Origin of the sequence: Brevibacterium pigmentatum, assembly GCF_011617465.1 — a bacterium.
Taxonomy (GTDB): Bacteria; Actinomycetota; Actinomycetes; order Actinomycetales; family Brevibacteriaceae; genus Brevibacterium; species Brevibacterium pigmentatum.
In genome coordinates, this window is sequence record NZ_CP050153.1 from 2499508 (window position 1) to 2516828 (window position 17321).

At 61.2% G+C, this 17321-nt stretch carries 18 protein-coding genes and 1 pseudogene; all 19 read right to left on the minus strand.

Going from position 1 to position 17321, the window contains the following annotated elements; all coding sequences use genetic code 11:
* Positions 1-157: 157 nt before the first annotated feature.
* The 19 genes and pseudogenes from GUY30_RS11240 to GUY30_RS11325 all read right to left on the minus strand — a co-directional run bounded on the left by GUY30_RS11240 (position 158) and on the right by GUY30_RS11325 (position 17102).
* Positions 158-379, minus strand: coding sequence for a hypothetical protein (locus GUY30_RS11240; RefSeq protein WP_167197451.1), 222 nt, complete (start codon positions 377-379; stop codon positions 158-160).
* Positions 380-421: 42 nt separating this feature from the next.
* Positions 422-748 (minus strand): annotated as a pseudogene (locus GUY30_RS18200) (DUF6262 family protein); the annotation flags it as partial.
* Positions 723-2621: a tyrosine-type recombinase/integrase gene (locus tag GUY30_RS11245; RefSeq protein WP_167197454.1), complete on the minus strand. Its 1899-nt coding sequence runs from the start codon at positions 2619-2621 to the stop codon at positions 723-725. The pseudogene GUY30_RS18200 and the gene GUY30_RS11245, both read right to left, overlap by 26 nt.
* A 697-nt stretch (positions 2622-3318) precedes the next feature.
* On the minus strand, positions 3319-4458 hold the full coding sequence (locus GUY30_RS11250) for a tyrosine-type recombinase/integrase (RefSeq protein ID WP_167197457.1): 1140 nt from the start codon (positions 4456-4458) through the stop codon (positions 3319-3321).
* 109 nt (positions 4459-4567) lie between these two features.
* Positions 4568-5620, minus strand: coding sequence for an ATP-binding protein (locus GUY30_RS11255; protein WP_228281268.1), 1053 nt, complete (start codon positions 5618-5620; stop codon positions 4568-4570).
* Positions 5617-6054, minus strand: a complete 438-nt coding sequence (locus GUY30_RS11260) for a YraN family protein (RefSeq protein ID WP_167197461.1) — start codon at positions 6052-6054, stop codon at positions 5617-5619. The genes GUY30_RS11255 and GUY30_RS11260 overlap by 4 nt, the downstream gene beginning before the upstream one ends.
* A 132-nt stretch (positions 6055-6186) precedes the next feature.
* Complete coding sequence (locus GUY30_RS11265; RefSeq protein ID WP_135810242.1) at positions 6187-6504, minus strand: DUF2469 domain-containing protein; 318 nt, start codon at positions 6502-6504, stop codon at positions 6187-6189.
* A complete protein-coding gene (locus GUY30_RS11270) occupies positions 6501-7319 on the minus strand; it encodes a ribonuclease HII (protein ID WP_167197464.1) in 819 nt (272 codons plus the stop codon). The genes GUY30_RS11265 and GUY30_RS11270 overlap by 4 nt, the downstream gene beginning before the upstream one ends.
* A complete protein-coding gene (lepB, locus tag GUY30_RS11275) occupies positions 7319-8026 on the minus strand; it encodes a signal peptidase I (protein ID WP_167197467.1) in 708 nt (235 codons plus the stop codon). The genes GUY30_RS11270 and lepB (GUY30_RS11275) overlap by 1 nt, the downstream gene beginning before the upstream one ends.
* Positions 8027-8187: 161 nt before the next feature.
* Positions 8188-8811 (minus strand): signal peptidase I, encoded by a 624-nt coding sequence (gene lepB, locus GUY30_RS11280; protein WP_167197470.1) that lies wholly within the window; start codon positions 8809-8811, stop codon positions 8188-8190.
* A gap of 31 nt (positions 8812-8842) precedes the next feature.
* Complete coding sequence (gene rplS / locus GUY30_RS11285) at positions 8843-9184, minus strand: 50S ribosomal protein L19 (RefSeq protein ID WP_025777317.1); 342 nt, start codon at positions 9182-9184, stop codon at positions 8843-8845.
* A 172-nt stretch (positions 9185-9356) separates the two neighbouring features.
* Positions 9357-10175 (minus strand): tRNA (guanosine(37)-N1)-methyltransferase TrmD, encoded by an 819-nt coding sequence (gene trmD / locus GUY30_RS11290; RefSeq protein ID WP_167200938.1) that lies wholly within the window; start codon positions 10173-10175, stop codon positions 9357-9359.
* Between the two features lie 56 nt (positions 10176-10231).
* On the minus strand, positions 10232-10732 hold the full coding sequence (gene rimM / locus GUY30_RS11295) for a ribosome maturation factor RimM (RefSeq protein WP_167197473.1): 501 nt from the start codon (positions 10730-10732) through the stop codon (positions 10232-10234).
* A gap of 178 nt (positions 10733-10910) precedes the next feature.
* Positions 10911-11141, minus strand: a complete 231-nt coding sequence (locus GUY30_RS11300; protein WP_039210974.1) for an RNA-binding protein — start codon at positions 11139-11141, stop codon at positions 10911-10913.
* Position 11142: 1 nt separating this feature from the next.
* On the minus strand, positions 11143-11586 hold the full coding sequence (gene rpsP, locus GUY30_RS11305) for a 30S ribosomal protein S16 (protein WP_167197476.1): 444 nt from the start codon (positions 11584-11586) through the stop codon (positions 11143-11145).
* Between the two features lie 157 nt (positions 11587-11743).
* The gene (gene ffh, locus GUY30_RS11310) at positions 11744-13357 is read right to left on the minus strand and encodes a signal recognition particle protein (RefSeq protein WP_167197479.1); all 1614 of its coding nucleotides are present in this window, start codon (positions 13355-13357) and stop codon (positions 11744-11746) included.
* Between the two features lie 636 nt (positions 13358-13993).
* The gene (locus GUY30_RS11315) at positions 13994-15214 is read right to left on the minus strand and encodes an ammonium transporter (RefSeq protein WP_167197482.1); all 1221 of its coding nucleotides are present in this window, start codon (positions 15212-15214) and stop codon (positions 13994-13996) included.
* 182 nt (positions 15215-15396) lie between these two features.
* Positions 15397-16539 (minus strand): signal recognition particle-docking protein FtsY, encoded by a 1143-nt coding sequence (gene ftsY / locus GUY30_RS11320; RefSeq protein ID WP_167197486.1) that lies wholly within the window; start codon positions 16537-16539, stop codon positions 15397-15399.
* 161 nt (positions 16540-16700) lie between these two features.
* On the minus strand, positions 16701-17102 hold the full coding sequence (locus GUY30_RS11325; RefSeq protein WP_025777325.1) for a hypothetical protein: 402 nt from the start codon (positions 17100-17102) through the stop codon (positions 16701-16703).
* Between the last annotated feature and the right edge of the window lie 219 nt (positions 17103-17321).

A 17321-nucleotide genomic window follows, 5' to 3' on the forward strand; every position in this document is an offset into this window, starting at 1 on the left:
GGTACGTTGGTATCAGATATTGCCAGAATCCGTCAGGCGGAAGATTATATTTTAGTGGATCAGCGCTACTAATGTAGCTACGTTTAAGCTCCCGCCTCATGGCGCGTTCTCAGCGCGCCACGAGCCTCATTGCGACGATCGCAGAGATTAGATTCGGTTACCGATCATGCTCACGAGCCTGCTCCTCATTCCTGGCTCGTAAGTCAAGAATTTCAACTTCAAGCTGCGAAATACGCTTTTCCCGGAATCGCATTAAGTCCCGAACAGCCTCCAGCTGTCGCTCATTTGACTCCGCTTTTTCCTGCATCATCTCCAGTTCACCAGACTTCTCTATAAGCAACTCGTGTAACGCCTTCACACCACCGGGAGGAAGTCCCATATCCAACTCCCTGACATGGTGAAACTGCTCGGCTAGAGTCTTTCGGAGGGCAACAATTTCTCGTCGAAGACGAGCGACTTCAGATTCCGAGTTTTTAGCTCGCGTTAGAAGATCCGCATGGCTCTCCACGTGGCATCGTTCACGACTACCTACCTGTCGCCTCTGCTGCCTCGAATACCTAGCAACAAGCTCTGCAGCCTCTTCATTTTGGTATAAGAACGAACGTGAAACCTCGGCCATTCGCGCTAGATCCGAGATCGATGCCTGCGAACCACGAGCGGTCTCTCGGCTGATAATTCTACTCAAAGTAGCGAGCCTGACCTTCAATAACTCTTGGCGTGCGTTATGAGCGTTCGACAGGCTCACCATCTACCCCTCTGAGGCGCTCTTCTGCCACCTCGTACCCATGGTTCCAGATCGGACGGAAGAAGTTCTGTGGACGTCGCATATCCAAATTGCTTGCCTCCTCAAGCAGGCCATTTTCTCGTAATGCAACTTCGAGACCCTTTAGTGCCCTGTTCAACGGCTCTACCACTTCGTGCATGTACTCACGTGCTGAATCCGAAGGAGCCGCTTCGGCCAGTATTAGCCATTGTTCGCGTTTACGACGCCAATACACTAAGTCCGCCCCAGTCATTACAAAGTGTTTACAGCCAGAGCAGTTCAGCTTCCAAGGACACTCGCCACCGCGCACCACAGGCTGATACAGACAAAGTCCGCCCTCAGTCGGACTGCTAGATTTCATCAGATCTATGTGCGTCAAGGTAGAAGTCTGCACTGTGCTGCCGCCTTCACCCGCTGGGTGAACTCGTTCCTTGGTAGCTGCACCAGGATGGTTTGCCCCGGGGCCATCCACCCATACCTGCATCAGAGTCCTCTCCAAATCCTCATTAGCAATATGAACATAGTGCTCGGTCATCCGCTCACTCACATGCCCGAGAAAATGCTTGATGTGAGTGGTGGAGGCACCAGCACGGAGAAGTCTCGTGGCGATGGTATGTCGCGCTTGATGATTGACAACGGGCCCGAGGTCGAGAGAGGTTATCCAGTCCCTGAACGCGGAACTGTATCCCCCGTAAGAGATACTCTTTAGGCAGTGCGGATTCCGAACATTTGACGGGAAGAGAGCAACTTTCGCTTCATCCTCGGCCGTCAGCGAGCGACCAAGCCTAGCCTCAATTCGTGATCGGGAGATCACCTGTCTTCCTTGTAGTCGCTGATACAGGACTTCTGGGATAGGGATCGACGTCTCCCCTAGACCGACCTTCGTTTCCGAAAACTTCAATACCTTTGTGCCGCGCAGCTCCTGCAAACAGTCAAATCTAAGCCGAATGATTTCGCTTGCACGACGACCGGTATAGAGAATCGTTTCCCAAACGTCTCGAAGTCCAAGTTTGGAGGCATCAAAATTCTGCTCAAAAGCATCAAGGTTGGCGGCATCGCAGACGGCTCTGTAGGTATCGTCACTTAGAGGCGCACGCCGCTGCGGCCCTGTGTTGATGGTTCCGAATGGAAACTCGACGACAAACTCCCTCGATAACCCCGTGCTTTCATCTTGGAAATTGTCAACCATGTGTCGCAGGATCTGTCTAGCGCCGTTTAGTACATATCTATAGGTATTGGCTGTGATTCTCGCAGATGAACCATCACTGTTTTTTAAGGCTCTCGATGGAAGCCCCTTCTGCATACGCCGACGATAATCCCGAACAAAACTTTGCGCATCACTGGCAGTCAATTCAGCTGGTCGGTGTCCGCGAAACTGACTGTGCTGCTCTAGGAAAGCGCCAAGCTCTATGGCGCTTCGGCGAGTGGTATCAAGTATCGCCCTTACACGAGGCGGATTGGGGCCTTCTATACGAAAGCGAAGATAGTCCCATGCAGCATCTCGCAACCACCGCTGTGGAATCATTCTCAAATCTACAGTGCCCAGCATACCGGGAATGCTGTGGCCAAAGTGATCAAGGTAAAGAATCCCTTCTTCTTTCGAGGATTCCACGTCGGAGTAGAATACGCGCAAATAGGTTACGATACCGCGCGCAATGACATCAGCTCTGGAATCGTTCATTCCAAGTGATCGAACCTGGCCGATGCCGACCTCCAAATCCATGAAGGAAGAAATACGTCTATTCACCATCAACTCAATTAACTTGCGCATAGGAGTCATGTCCCATTTTGTCCCGTCGGGATCCTCAGTTCGAGCTTGAATGGCATATCTAAGTTCCCAGGATGCAAGCGACTCCATGCCCTTAAGGTTCAAAGTTCCGTTGGTTACGGCGACTCCGGCCTTAACACGCCAACGATCCAAGGTGCCACCACGTTTCAAGGGGACACGTGTGATCTCTCCGCGAGCGTCTCTGTGCCCCCAGTTTTGTCCCAAGCCAATGTTCAGTGAGTTTCCTGCCCGTTGGAATGCAGACAGATGGGGAAGGCATAGTCCTATCGGGTGTGAGGCGGTCGCCTCACAACGCGATACCACGCACACTCCAAACGACGGGAGAGCGCATTGACTACTCAACCACCGCTCGTACGCCTCGATATCGTCCGAATCAATCCCTGAGCGCTGCAGAATCCATCGATGTCGAAGGCACACCTCCGACTTCTTGCCGTCAGTTGGACGTCCAGGACAGATTCTGCACGGTTGTCCGGTAAGTCGTAGTCCTGTGACAGGATTCTGCGCGCTCTCAGCGAATTTGATCTCACTGTCGAATCCCGCAGTTCGACGAAATTCTCGCAAATGGGTGTGACAAAGCTTGTTACTAGCTACCCGCTTGGATGAGCACCCCACAACGATGCAACACCAATAAAACGGCGGCGCATCACCTTTGAAGCTGATCACTTCGGCCAAAAGGTGCGAGTCAAGTTCGACCGCCTTCAGCTTCAGTATCTTGGTCTCTGTGGGACTAACGTCCGGCAGGGCCCTCGACTGGCTCGTACCATTGTTATGCATTGGTGTTCCACACTTCCGCTAGAGCGGCTTCAAAGACTGAACTCCCCAAATCCGGATGACCATACACCTGTTCCACCATCTGGGCGCTTTGCCAACCGCCTGCCGCACTCGCAATATGCGTATCTTGCGACGCTTCTAACACACGATGAGCAAATCTGTGCCGAAACTCATGTGGGTTAACCTCACGGAGATCAGCTCTTCGGCAGAGCCTCCTAAGAACGCCCCTAACGCCGTGGGTGCCGATTGGCTCGCCTAGATTTTTGTTGTCCATCCTCCTGAGAAGAAATCCACTCGTGTTAGCCCATTCGGAAGTTTGAAGATCAAAGTACGCATGAACCATGTCTGGGCTAACCCGCCGCACTTGACCGCCTTGGACTATTCCATTTTTGGTAGACCAGGCATGCTTCACCTTTACCCTCGCCCTATTGGGCGCATATTCTTTATGGCAAATATGCACGTGAGGAGAATCGCAATCTCCACATGGAGCGTCATCTTGCAGATGTATCTCTGAATATTTGACTCCGCAAATCTCGCCCACCCGAAATCCAGCGTCACGCAACCATACAATTATGAGCTTGTCGCGGGGATTTGCTGCAACCGCCAGAAGTGAATCAATCTCCGAATCTGATACCCACGAAGGAGAAACAGTATAGTTTCGTACACCCTTCAAAGCGGAAAGACGCACAGCTGGGCGACTCAGATGCCCCAACATCTTCCTATCGATCCTACTTCTCGTTTCATACGTCGGAGAGGACTTGGAAAGCGAGGCGGAACTTCGACCAGTTGCAATCAAATACTTGTAAAATTCCGACAGACACGTAGCACTGACATTAATGGTCGAGGTCGAGGGCACCCCTTTGGAATAGGGCAAATCTCCGCGCTTCAAAAGAAACATGTAGCGTTCAAGATCAGGGTTCTCGATTTCGCGGACGTTCTTTCCCCATGCTTCAATGCAACGCAGGTGTTTGACTAACAAATACGCATAAGTCCGCGCCGTTCCCGAAGAATATCTTCTTAGAAATTCCTCGGCATCAGAATGCACTTTTCCGGAAGAATCGACAACCGTGTACGAATAGCCCAAGTCTATGTTTCCGACTTGCTGTACTCGAGTCACACCTGTGATCAACTGCATGATTAATACCGCCTTCGCGCTAGTGGAATAGCGCTCAGCGGCGGACCGACCAGGCGAACGGGTATCCGCCTAGTTGGAGACTAGTGTGACTCATGCTACCTCACACACGTCAAACACGTGTTCCAACTGCGCAAGTTAAATCCATGAACAGAACCCCGCGGTGGGCGCGGCTCAGTACTCCTACCGTTCCGGGTCTGCGTCCGCCGATGAGCGCCGAGGCGGTGCTGCGGTGATGGGGCGCCTCGAACGGGGGCCGGTGATCGAGTCCGTCGCTGCCGTCGAGTTCTCCGCGCAGGGAGCGGACTGTGGCGACTTCGACGGCTTCCTCATCGTCGAGCGGCGGCAGAATTCCGGGCAGGCATTGAGCCAGGAGGGTCTTGCCGGCTCCGGGCGTGCCGCGCATGAGCAGGTTATGGCCGCCCGCGGCGGCGACTTCGAGACCGAAACGCCCTTCGGCCTGTCCCTGGACTTCGGAGAGATCGTGGAGTTCCGGGGAGACGGGAACAGGTCGGTCCATTTCAAGGACTGGAGGCAGTTCGGGCACGGCCATCGATCCTCCGCAGACATTGACCACTTCGGCCAGAGAGGCGACCGGGAGCACTCTTGCCCGTCCGATGAGCCGTGCCTCGTCGGCATTGCCGATGGGGACGACGAAACGATCGAATCCGGCCTGCAGCGCGGTGTGCAGGGACGGGAGCACGCCGGTGACGGGACGGATCCTGCCGTCGAGCCCGATCTCACCGCAGTGGATGACGGCACCGGTGTCGTCATCGGTGATCAGCGACAGTGCTCTGAGCACGGCGACGGCAATGCCGAGGTCGAATCCGGTGCCGATCTTCGGCACTGTTCCAGGGGTGAGGTTGATCGTCAGGTGTTCGGTGGCGACGGGTTTCCCGAGGTAGGCAAGGGCTGCCCGCAGTCGCTTGCGTGATTCGCTCACCGACGCATCCGGCAATCCGACGATGTCGATTCCCGGCAGTCCGGCACTCACGCTGGCTTCGATCGACACGATCTTCCCGGTCAGCCCCCACAGTGCCACGGCAGAGGCCCGCCCGATGATATGCGCCGAGGATGTGGGTTCGCCATCGTCGGCCTCGGCTGGCTCGATCGGCTCCGGCAGATCGACCGGGGGATCCTCCCGACCCGGTGTCTCCTCACTCATGAGTCGACCTGGATGTTCGGGCAGTGGAAGTACTGAACGCGCGGTTCCATGATGATCCCAAGCGCATCGATGCGCGTTGAGGGAAAGTATTCGTCTTGACCGCTCAGCCAGATCCCTGCGAGTATGCGGATCCGGGCAAGCTTTGTGCGGGTCACGGCCTCCAACGGTGATCCCAGCATTGCGGTGCGCCGCGTCTTCACCTCGACGAATACCGCGGTGTCACCGTCGCGGGCGATGATGTCGAGCTCACCTCGAGCGCACCGGAAGTTGCGTTCGAGAACGACCAGACCGGCGTCTTCGAGGAACTCCGCGGCGAGGTCCTCTCCACTGCTGCCGAGCGCCTGCTTGCGCAGGCCCTTGGTGGTCCTCGTGTTCTTCCCCGTGCGTGTCCGACCAGACGTGCGTGTCCGACCAGGTGTTCGTATCCGTCCCATGTCGGTCAGATGAACACGGTGACAGTAATCAGGGGAAGAACAGAAAAACGGCCTGTGGAAGAGCGTTGCTCATCCACAGGCTGCTGACGGTCAAGTCACGGCTACGTCCACAGCGATCGGCGCAGGAGTGCCTCAGCCGCGGATGGCCGTCGGCGGTTCGAGATCGGACTTCGCGATCTCCTCGATGTTGACGTCCTTGAACGTCAGCACGTGCACGGTCTTGATGAACCGTGACGACCGGTAGCTGTCCCAGACCCAGGCGTCGCGCAAGGTGAGTTCGAAGTACACGTCGCCGGCGTCGTTGTGAGCCTTGAGGTCGACGTGGTTGGCCAGGTAGAACCGGCGTTCGGTCTCGACGACATAGGCGAAGAGCCCGACGACGTCCCGGTATTCCTTGTACAGCGCAAGCTCGAGTTGTGCTTCGTAGTCGTCAAGATCATCGGCACTCATGACAGGCCCTCCTTCGCTCCTGTGTCCACGCTCAGGCGGAAGCTTCTCCGGTGGTGGATACTGGGTCCGAGTTCGGTGATGCCCTGCCGGTGCTTCACCGTCCCGTATCCGACGTTTGATTCCCAACCATAGTGCGGATGGGCTTCGGCCAGCGCGATCATCGTCTCGTCGCGTGCCACTTTCGCCACGATGCTCGCTGCCGCGATCGCCGGAACGGAGCCGTCGCCTTTGACCACGGTGCGCACCGGCGGCAGTTCGAGGTCGGCACAGTCACCGAATATCCCCAAGGTGTCGAGGGTGAGTGGGGCCGAGAGCCAATCGTGGCGACCGTCGAGGAGGACCATCGTCCGCTCCGTAAATCCCCTCGCCGAGGCGGCTTCCCCGCTCCCCTCGGAACCGCCGGAGCCGTCAGAACCGGCCAGAGCGTTCCCGGTAGACCCGGCGGCGGACCCTGCGCCCACCCATTCGCCGAGCATCGAGAGCATGGCGCGACGTCCGGCGAGGTTGAGCGCCATCGTCATCCCCACCTCGTCGAGTTCGGCGGGGGTCGTCGACCCCACTGCCGCGGCGGTCGCCCACGATCGCACGCGATCAGTGGCCTCCTGCCTCGACTGCGCGCTCAGCTGCTTTGAATCATGGATGCCGGCGGGCACCTCGGCGGCAATGAGAGCGCGCAGGTCGAAGAGGGCGACACCGACGCTGACGGGTCCGGCCAGCGCCCCGCGGCCCACCTCGTCGACACCGATGACGAAGTCGAATCCCTCGCTGAGAAGTCCTCGTTCGACGCTGAGGTCGGTCAGTCCACGTGCAGCCATCAGTTCCCGGTGACTCCTGCTGGGGTGTCCGGAACGTCCGCGAAGACCTCATCGGGGGTCGAGACCCAGCTGAAGTGCTTGAACGGCCAGTTGATGAGGAACACGGTGCCGACCACGTCATCTTCGGAAACGTAGGGGTCCGTGTCCGTGTGATACCGCGAGTCGGCCGAGTTGCTGCGGTTGTCGCCCATCACCCAGTAGTGGCCTTCGGGCACGGTGACTTCGAATTCGACGTCCGAGGGTGCGGTGCCCTCATCGAGGTAGGTCTCGTCGATCGGTTCGCCGTTGACCATCAGGCGGCCTTCGGCGTCGCAGCACTTGATCGTGTCACCGCCGACGCCGATGACGCGTTTGATCAGCTGATTTCCCGAATCCGAGGGCGCCAGGCCGATGAATTCGAGGATCGGGTTCGGTGTGTACTCGGCGGTCTCGGCGGCCGAGAGCCAATGATCCGGGTCGTCGAAGACGATGATGTCGCCGCGATCAGCGGGTCCGAAGCGGTGCGCCATCTGGTTGACGAGCACCCGGTCATCGACCTGGAGGGTGGTCATCATGGACTCGGACGGAATGTAGAAAGCGCGGACGACCCACGTCTTCAGCGCCGTCGAGATGAGCAGGGCGACGACGATGATCGCCAGGGTCTCCAGCAGCCCGCGCGCAAACCGTTTCGAGGTGGATGGCGGGGAAGCTTCGGATTCGCTTGTCATTCGTTCGCTTTCACATCGGACCAGGACTGCGGCTGTGGACTGAACCGAGCGTATCAGCACAACTGTCGCCGAACACTCAGCCGCAATGCAGTTCCGTGCGAACGCTCAGAACTCCTCACAGACACTCAGTCGAGGACGATCGCCCTCGCCGAGGCGGGCGCTCAGTCGATCGAGGAACCGTGCCTGATGACCGGGCCGATGACCCGGTCGGTGGGGATGTATCCCCCACCGGGCCGTCCCAACAGCGACCGCGAATCGGCGGAGTCATTGCGGTTGTCGCCCATCACCCACATCGTGCCCTCGGGGACTTCGATGGAGAACTCCACTGCCGAGGCGGGGGTGGGGGCATAGTCTTCGTTCAAAGGTTTGCCGTTGAGGAGCAGACGCCCCTTCGCGTCGCAGCACTCCAAGGTGTCACCGCCGACGGCGATGACGCGTTTGACGTAGTAGACGTCACGGGGGCCGAGTCCGACCCAGGATCCGATCTTCTGCAGCGGAGTGGGCAGCGCATCGTCGACGAACGATCCGCGGCCGTCGAAGACGACGATGTCTCCGCGTTGGAGTTCTCCGCGCAGGGCGTCCGGTCGCCACACTGTGATCGAGTCGTCGACTTTCAGGGTCGGCTCCATCGAGGCGCTCGGAATGGTGAAGCGCTGGATGACGAATCCGCGGATCGATCCGCCGAGGACGACGATGATGACGACGATCGCCGCGATCGTCTTCCAGAACCGTGCCGAAGACAGAAGACGCGACCCGAAGGTCGCGTCTTCATGTCTGTTCGGCACCGTGTGATCATCTCCCACAGCGCCGGGCAAATCAGGCCTTTTCGCGGATGCGAGCAGCCTTGCCGCGCAGTTCGCGCAGGTAGTACAGCTTCGCACGGCGCACGGCACCGCGGGTGAGGACCTCGATCTTGTCGACGTTGGGCGAGTGCACCGGGAAGGTACGCTCCACACCGACGCCGAAGCTGATCTTACGAACGGTGAAGGTCTCGCGGACGCCGTCGCCCTGGCGACGGATGACGATTCCCTTGAAGACCTGGATACGCGAGCGCGAACCTTCGATCACCTTGACGTGAACGTTGAGGGTGTCGCCCGGACGGAATTCGGGAACGTCAGACTTCAGCGAGGCTGCATCTACAACATCGAGCTTCTGCATTGTGGTTTCTCCTGTGGCCTCTGCTTCAGGTCGAGGACACGCATATCGGACCGGTGAACCGGCAGCTGGATCGTCTGTCGGGATCTCTCCCCTTCGACCCGCCGATCGAAGCGACGGGCCACCGTGGGCACTCATCCCCCTGAAGCAGGTGAGTGCCAACAAACGCGACGCTCTATTCTGTCACGGTTGAGCGCTCAGACTCAAACCGCTCGAGCGCCGCCAGATCGTCCTTGTTCAGGTCATTGAGCTTCTCGAGCAGATCCGGTCTGACCTCGGCGGTGCGTTCGAGACGTCGGTCACGTCGCCAGCGTGCGATCGCGGCGTGGTTGCCGCTGAGCAGGATCTCGGGAACTTCGCGTCCGCGCCAGGTCGACGGCTTCGTGTAGATGGGGTATTCGAGCAGTCCGTCTTCGTGACTCTCCTCGGTCAGCGACTCGGGATTGCCGATGACACCGGGGATGAGGCGGCTGACGGCTTCGATCATCACCATCGAGGCGACTTCACCACCGTTGAGGACGTAGTCGCCGATGCTCATGGGCAACAGGTCAAAGTGCTCTCCCGCCCAGTCGATGACGCGTTGGTCGATTCCCTCGTAGCGTCCGCAGGCGAAGACGAGGTGGTCGCGACCGGCGAGGTCTTCGGCGATGCGCTGGTCGAACACCTGCCCGGCGGGGCTGGGCACGATGAGCGTCGGTCTGGGTCCAGCCGCGGCACCGTCAACCAGGCCGCGATCAGGGCTGTCACCATCCTCGGCGCTTCCCCGTCCCGTGAGGATGTGCTCGAGGGCCAGGGCCCAGGGTTCGGCCTTCATGACCATTCCCGCTCCCCCGCCGTAGGGCGAGTCATCGACGGTGTTGTGCCGGTCGAAGGTGAAGTCGCGCAGGTCGTGGACATCCAGGCGCAGGTGCCCGCGGTCGACGGCTTTGCCGATGAGCGAGAGCTGCAGCCCGGCGAGGTATTCGGGGAAGATCGAGACGACGTCGATCGACATCTGCGGGCCGGCCGCCTCGGTGGGGGTGTCGTTGTCGGTCATCGGGGACGGTTCGCTCATTCGGCGTCGAAGAGGCCGGCGGGCGGGGTGACGCTGATGCGGCCGGAGTCGATGTCGACGTCGGGCACGATCGCGCTGACGAAGGGGATGAGGACGACGTGACCGGCGGTGTGCTTCATGTGGAGCAGATCCTGGGCGATGCCGTTGGTGACGTCGACGATTTCGCCGACGAGGGCGTCGTTCTCATACACCTTGAGTCCGATGAGGTCATCGAGGTACCAGGCGTCGGATTCGTCTTCCTCTTCGTCCGCCTCGGCGAGGATGAGGGTGTTGCGGATCTCCTCGGCGCGATTGCGATCGGGGACCTCGTCGAAGGCCAGGAGCAGACGGTCGCGGTGCCACCTCGCCGACTTCAGTGTCAGCGGTCCGATGTCGGGATCGGTGGCGAAGGTCGCTCCGGGGTTGAGCCGTTCCTCGGGTCGGTCGGTGCGCACCTCGACGGTGAATTCGCCCTTGATTCCGTGCGGCTTGCCCAGCCGGGCGATCACCGTGTCCATACTGCTCCTCGAAGTCTGCTGTCTCTGTCTGTCCGGCCGATCATGCCTCCGGATGACTGCGCTTGCGCTCAGCCGGCGGACCGCCGTGTCCTGGCACCAGTGTAGTCGGCGACTGGTAAGTGAATGCACGAGAGGGGATGCGGCGCATATGCACCGCATCCCCTCTCGGATGTTGGAATTACGCCTCGATGAGGTCCACTCGCACCGACTCACGGCCGGCCAGCGAGTTCATCACGGTGCGCAGGGCCTTGGCGGTCCTGCCTGCACGGCCGATGACCCGACCGAGGTCTTCGGGGTGAACCCGGACCTCGAGGGTCGTGCCGCGCTGCGAAGAACGCGAACGAACGGAGACGTCGTCGGGATGATCGACGATTCCGCGGACCAGATGTTCGAGCGAATCAGGCAACATCTCAGGCTTCAGCGCTTTCTTCAGCAGCCTCAGGTGCGGCTTCGGCTGCTTCCTCGGCCGGAGCCTCGGCAGCCTCAGCGGACTTGCCGCCCTTCTGCGTGATGGCTTCCTTGATCACCGATTCGGCGTTGGGGGCCACGTAGGCTTCCTTCTCCGGCTGCGGCTTCACGGTGTTGACCGCTTCACCCTCGCCCTTGAACTTCTGCCAGTCACCGGTGAGCTTGAGCAGGGCCCTGACCTGGTCGCTCGGCTGAGCACCGACGGAGAGCCAGTACTGAGCGCGCTCGGAATCGATCTCGATGACCGAAGGCTCGCGGGTCGGGTGGTAGATGCCGATCTGCTCGATGGCCTTACCGTCACGACGGGTCTTCGAATCAGCGACGACGACGCGGTAGAAGGGTGCACGGATCTTGCCCATGCGGGTCAGACGAATTTTGACTGCCACTTTAGTGGTGTCTCCTTTTGTGTTCTGTGTGCACAGCTGTACCAGAAGAATCGTGGGGTTGATCTGCTGGAAGCCGCGGCTCGGACTATCACTTCGGCGCGGATGAGAGGGCCCGGACCGAGAGCAAAAGTACAAGAGTCAATTGTGCCAGAAGGCGCTACTTCTTGCCACCTGGGAAGATTCCGCCGAAGCCCTTGGGCAGGTTCGCCGGATCGAATTCCTCGTCCTTGCCCAGATCGACTCCGCCGAAGGCCGAACCGACCTGATCCTGGGTCTTGCCCGCCTTCTTGTCGGCCAGCGCCTGCGCTTCCTGCGCACGCTTGGCCGGGTTGCCCGACTGACCGCCCTTGCGGCCCTTCTTCTTCCCTGCGGGTTTCTTCTTCTTTCCACCCGCAGCACCAGGCATTCCGCCCATTCCGGGCATCTGCGGCATCCCGCCGCCACCGGGCATTCCGGGCATGCCGCCGCCACCGCGGGTCATCGACCGCATCATCTTCTGCGCCTGAGTGAAGCGCTCCATGAGCTGGTTGACCGCGGTGACCGTGGTGCCGGCGCCCTTGGCGATGCGGGCGCGACGGGAGCCGTTGAGGATCTTCGGGTTGGAGCGCTCCTGGGGTGTCATCGATCTCACAATCGCTTCGACCCGGTCGACCTCACGCTCGTCGAAGTTCGCCAGCTGCTCCTTATACTGACTCATGCCGGGCATCATGCCCAGCATCTTCTTCATCGAGCCCATCTTCTTCAGGCCCGCCATCTGCGTGAGGAAGTCGTTGAGGTCGAAGTCCTCGCCGGATTCGACCTTCTTCTTGAGCTTCTCGGTCTCTTTTTCGTCGAAGTTCTTCTCGGCCTGCTCGATGAGCGTCATGATGTCGCCCATGTCGAGGATCCGATCGGCCATCCGGTCCGGATGGAACTGTTCGAAGTCCTTCATCGATTCGCCAGTCGAGGCGAACATGATCGGCTTTCCGGTCACCTCGGCGACGGACAGCGCGGCACCGCCGCGGGAGTCACCGTCGAGCTTCGAGAGCACGACTCCGGTGAAGTCGACGCCGTGGAGGAACGCCTCGGCGGTCTTCACCGCGTCCTGACCGATCATCGCGTCGATGACGAAGAGGACTTCGTCGGGCTTGACCGCGGTGCGGATGTCCGCGGCCTGCTGCATGAGCTCCTCGTCGATGCCGAGGCGGCCAGCCGTATCGACGATGACGACGTCGTGGAGTTTGGACTTCGCGACTTCGATCGAATCGGTGGCGACCTGGATCGGATCGCCCACACCGTTGCCCGGCTCCGGGGCGTAGACCACGGCGCCGGCACGTTCGCCGACGATCTGGAGCTGGTTGACGGCGTTGGGACGCTGCAGGTCGGCCGCGACGAGCATCGGCCGGTGGCCCTCGGACTTCAGCCAGTGGGCGAGCTTTCCGGCCAGGGTGGTCTTACCGGCACCCTGGAGGCCGGCGAGCATGATGACCGTCGGCGGACGCTTGGCGAAGTTGAGGCGACGGGTCTGACCGCCGAGGATGCCGACGAGTTCGTCATTGACGATCTTGACGACCTGCTGGCCGGGATTGAGTGCGCCCGAGACCTCCTCGGACAGGGCGCGTTCCCGGATCCGGCCGGTGAAGGCACGCACGACAGGCAGGGCGACGTCGGCGTCGAGCAGGGCACGTCGGATCTCACGAATGGTGGCATCGACGTCGGCTTCGGACAGCCGGCCCTTCCCGCGCAGATTCTTGAAAGTCGCGGTGAGCCTGTCGGACAGAGAGTTAAACACGTACAAGCCTTCTTCACGATGGTTTGGTCGACTCTCTAGACTAGCAACTCACCCGGGGCCGGCTGAAACTGCGCATGCTGACAAAGCACCCTGAACCCCCTCACCGAGGCGGCCCACCCTCGGACGTCACCTCGGCGAGGCGGGCGCCTCAGCATGCCGCCGAGGCAGGCACCCCTCACCGTTAGTGCTTCACCCGATGCTCACTGGCAGATCATCCCGGCAGTCGCAAACCCTCGCGTTGCACCAAGTCTGATTACGCCGAAAGGTGAGGGATCCCCGAGCGCCTGTAGGAGATACCGCCAGCGGTGAGTGATGCTCGCCCGCCGGAGAGGTGTCTCTGGTCGGCGCTGAGGTGGCGTCGATGAGTATTGACGTCGCGAAAACGCCAATGCACGGGCATCGTTTTCCCGACCAGAATCAGGCACCCCCATCGGTGGTCACACACCACCTCGTTGCAGCGGGGTGATGTGTGGCGACCGATGAGGGATGCGGAGCTGCCTGTAGGAAGCAGCAGCAAGGGGAAGAGCTGCCGCCAATGATGACGAGTTCCGAGAAGTGACCTGTGGCAAGCGACCTTCGGGGCGTTGCCCGGCAGGCACCTGCCACCGGCCGCCGGAGGTGCGGAGTGCCCTGCGGTCACCGGAAGGAGTAGGCCTGCTCCGCGTGCTCGAAGGCGTCGATCCCCTCGAGTTCCTCGCGGGGGTCGATCCGCAGCCCCATCGTCGAACGCAGCACCAGCGAGATGGCCAGCGTGACGAGTCCGGCGAAGACGATGGCCACGAGGCAGGCGAGCACCTGTGCGATGAGGAGTTCGAGTCCGCCGCCGTAGAAGAGTCCGGCCGGTCCATCCTCGTGCGGGAAGGCGAAGAAGCCGATCATCACGGTGCCGATGATCCCCGCGACGAGGTGGACGGCCACCACGTCGAGCGCATCGTCGTAGCGCAGACGGTTCTTCGCTTCGACGGCGAAGATCGCTCCCGCACCTGCGGCGATGCCGATGAGCACGGCGGCGTAGGGGTCGACGTTGGCGCAGGCCGGGGTGATCGCGACGAGGCCGGCGATCGCTCCCGAGACGCTGCCGATGCTGCTCGGTCGCGAGGCCCGCAGCCGTTCGATCATGATCCAGGTGATCATGCCGGCGGCCGGTGCTGCCAGGGTGTTGATCCAGATGAGACCGCCCTGTTCGATCGTCGAGGCGGCACCGCCGTTGAACCCGAACCAGCCGAACCACAGCAGGGCCGCTCCGAGCACGGTGATCGGGATGTTGTGCGGTTTGTGCGGGGCCGAGAAGCGGGCGCGGCGTCCCATGACGACGACGAGGACGAGCGCCGAGATGCCGGCGTTGATGTGGACGACGGTGCCGCCGGCGAAGTCGATGGCGGGCCCGAACAGCCTGCCGATCGCACCGGATTCGCTGAGCAGTCCGTCGCCCCACACCATGAACGCCAGCGGGCAGTACACGAGGGTCACCCAAGCGGCGGAGAAGACCAGCCAAGTGGAGAACTTCGCGCGGTCGGCGACGGCACCGGCGATGAGCGCGATCGCGATCATCGCAAACGTCGAACCGTAGCCGATCGAGATCAGCGAGGCGGGATCATCGGCCACGGCACCGGTGAGTCCGAGCTGGGACAGCGGATTGCCGACGAGCCCGGCGATCGAATCACCCGAGCTCAGTCCATATCCGTAGAGCACCCAGACGAGGCCGCCGACGGCCATCGCGGAGAAGACCATCATCATCATGTTGATGGCCGAGGTGATGCGCGTCATCCCACCGTAGAAGAACGCCACACCCGGGGTCATGAGCAGGACCAACCCTGCTGCGACCATCATCCATACGTTCACTGCATCGAGTTCCATGTCGTCTCCCATCTGTCGAAGTCGGTTCCGTACCGAACCGTGTCGGTTCCTGAACGAACCGCGCAGAGACAGTTTCCATGACACATGTCACAGTGATGCTTCGGTCATGTTTCGTGCATATGACGAGCCGGGCCCCACCCAGCAGAGACAAGGGTGAGACCCAGCAGAATCAGTGTGCGGAATCAGTCGAGCAGCGCGTCGACGAACCCTTCTGCGGTGAATGGTGCGAGGTCGTCCGCACCTTCGCCGAGGCCGATGAGCTTGACCGGCACTCCGAGTTCGCGCTGCACGGCGACGACGATTCCGCCCTTCGCGGTCCCGTCGAGCTTGGTGAGCACGATTCCGGTGATGTCGACCGCCTCGGCGAAGACCTTCGCCTGCTGCATGCCGTTCTGTCCGGTGGTCGCGTCGAGGACGAGGAGCACTTCGTCGATCTCGTGGCCCTCCCCCAGCGGGCGGGTGGCCACTCGCTTGACCTTGCCGAGCTCATCCATGAGTCCGCGCTTGTTCTGCAGACGTCCGGCGGTGTCGATGAGGACGACATCGGTGCCATCGGCCTGGCCCTGTTCGACGGCCGAATAGGCCACCGAGGCAGGGTCGGCGCCCTCTTCCTTCCGGACGGTTTCGACGCCGACGCGTTCACCCCAGGTGGCCAGCTGTTCGGCAGCGGCGGCACGGAAGGTGTCCGCGGCACCGAGCAGCACGGTCTTGTCCTCGGCGACGAGCACGCGGGCGATCTTGCCCACCGTCGTCGTCTTCCCGGCACCGTTGACTCCGACGACGAGGATGACGGAGGGGTCATCGCCCTTGCCGGTGTCGGCAAGGGAGCGATCCATCGTCGGGTCGACGAGTGTGATGAGCTCTTCGCGCAGCAGGCCGCGGACCTCTTCGGGGTCCCGGGTGCCGAGCACCTTGACGCGTTCGCGCAGGCGGTCGACGAGTTCGGTCGTCGGTTCGACACCGACGTCGGCGAGGATGAGCGTGTCCTCGATCTCCTCCCAGGCGGACTCGTCGAGGTTGTCGCGTGAGAGCAGGTTGAGCAGTCCGCGTCCGAGCCCCGAATTCGACTTCGCCAGGCGTTCGCGCAGGCGGACGAGGCGGCTGGCCGGTTCGGTGGGAACCTCGGAACCGCGTGCTTCGGCTTTGTCCTTCTCGACCGCCTCGGCGACGTCATCGATGCTCAGCTCACCGGTGACCTCCGCATCGATGCCGCGCTTGTCGTCGAGGCCCTTCTTGCGGGCGTTGACGCGCAGGGAGATGCCCACGCCGACGACGATTGCGAACACGATCGCCGCGACGATGAGCAAGATGATCGGCTGATCCATGGTTCTTCCGTCCTCCTTTGAGTGCCGCCGTTCGGGCCGCCGGCACTCGAGTTCCCGGACTCTTCCGGTGGTGTCTGTGTGGCGGTGAGCGCGCCGGAATCAGACGGCGCGATCTCCGTTGTCCGCGGCCCCGACCACTCGAGGCTGCGTGGATCTTGAGGTCAGGACCCCCGGCTGCCGAAGAGCAGCCCGGCGGTGGTCTTCCACCCGGTTCCCGACTCGGGGATCTTCCAGTGGCGGGTGCGCGGGCGCACCGTGATGAGCGAGGGGGCCGCATGGCGTCGGGGCTGGGGGCGCAGCACATAGGAGTGATCGCGGATCGCGGTCACCGCCGCCTGTTCCCTGGTCGCCAGGTGCGAGGTGCCGTCGTCGTGGCCGAAGAATTCGTGGACTTCGTCGTCGTAGCCGGTCCACTCGGGCGGCAGACGGAATCGCTGCACGTCGGAGGAGTATCGCAGGCGTCCTTCGGCGCGCAGGCCGGGCAGAGCCACGAGGAGGACGACGACGAGTGCCAGGGCGAAGGAGATCGCGAGTCCGACGATGACGACAAGTACCGAATTCATGCCCTCGAGCCACCTCGCAGTACAGCAGCCTCGGCCATGGACGTCTCGCTCCTCACGTTCTTCGAATACCTGTGTCTCGGCCCAAGTCTATAGTCCTCGGCCACGACAATTGTGCTCGCCCGCCGCACGGCAGTTGCAAAATTCCCTGGGACTGTCCTGGGCATCACTGCCAAACAGCCTTGTGCTCCCGCGGCAGGCCCGTGACCTCAGGTGCGTCGT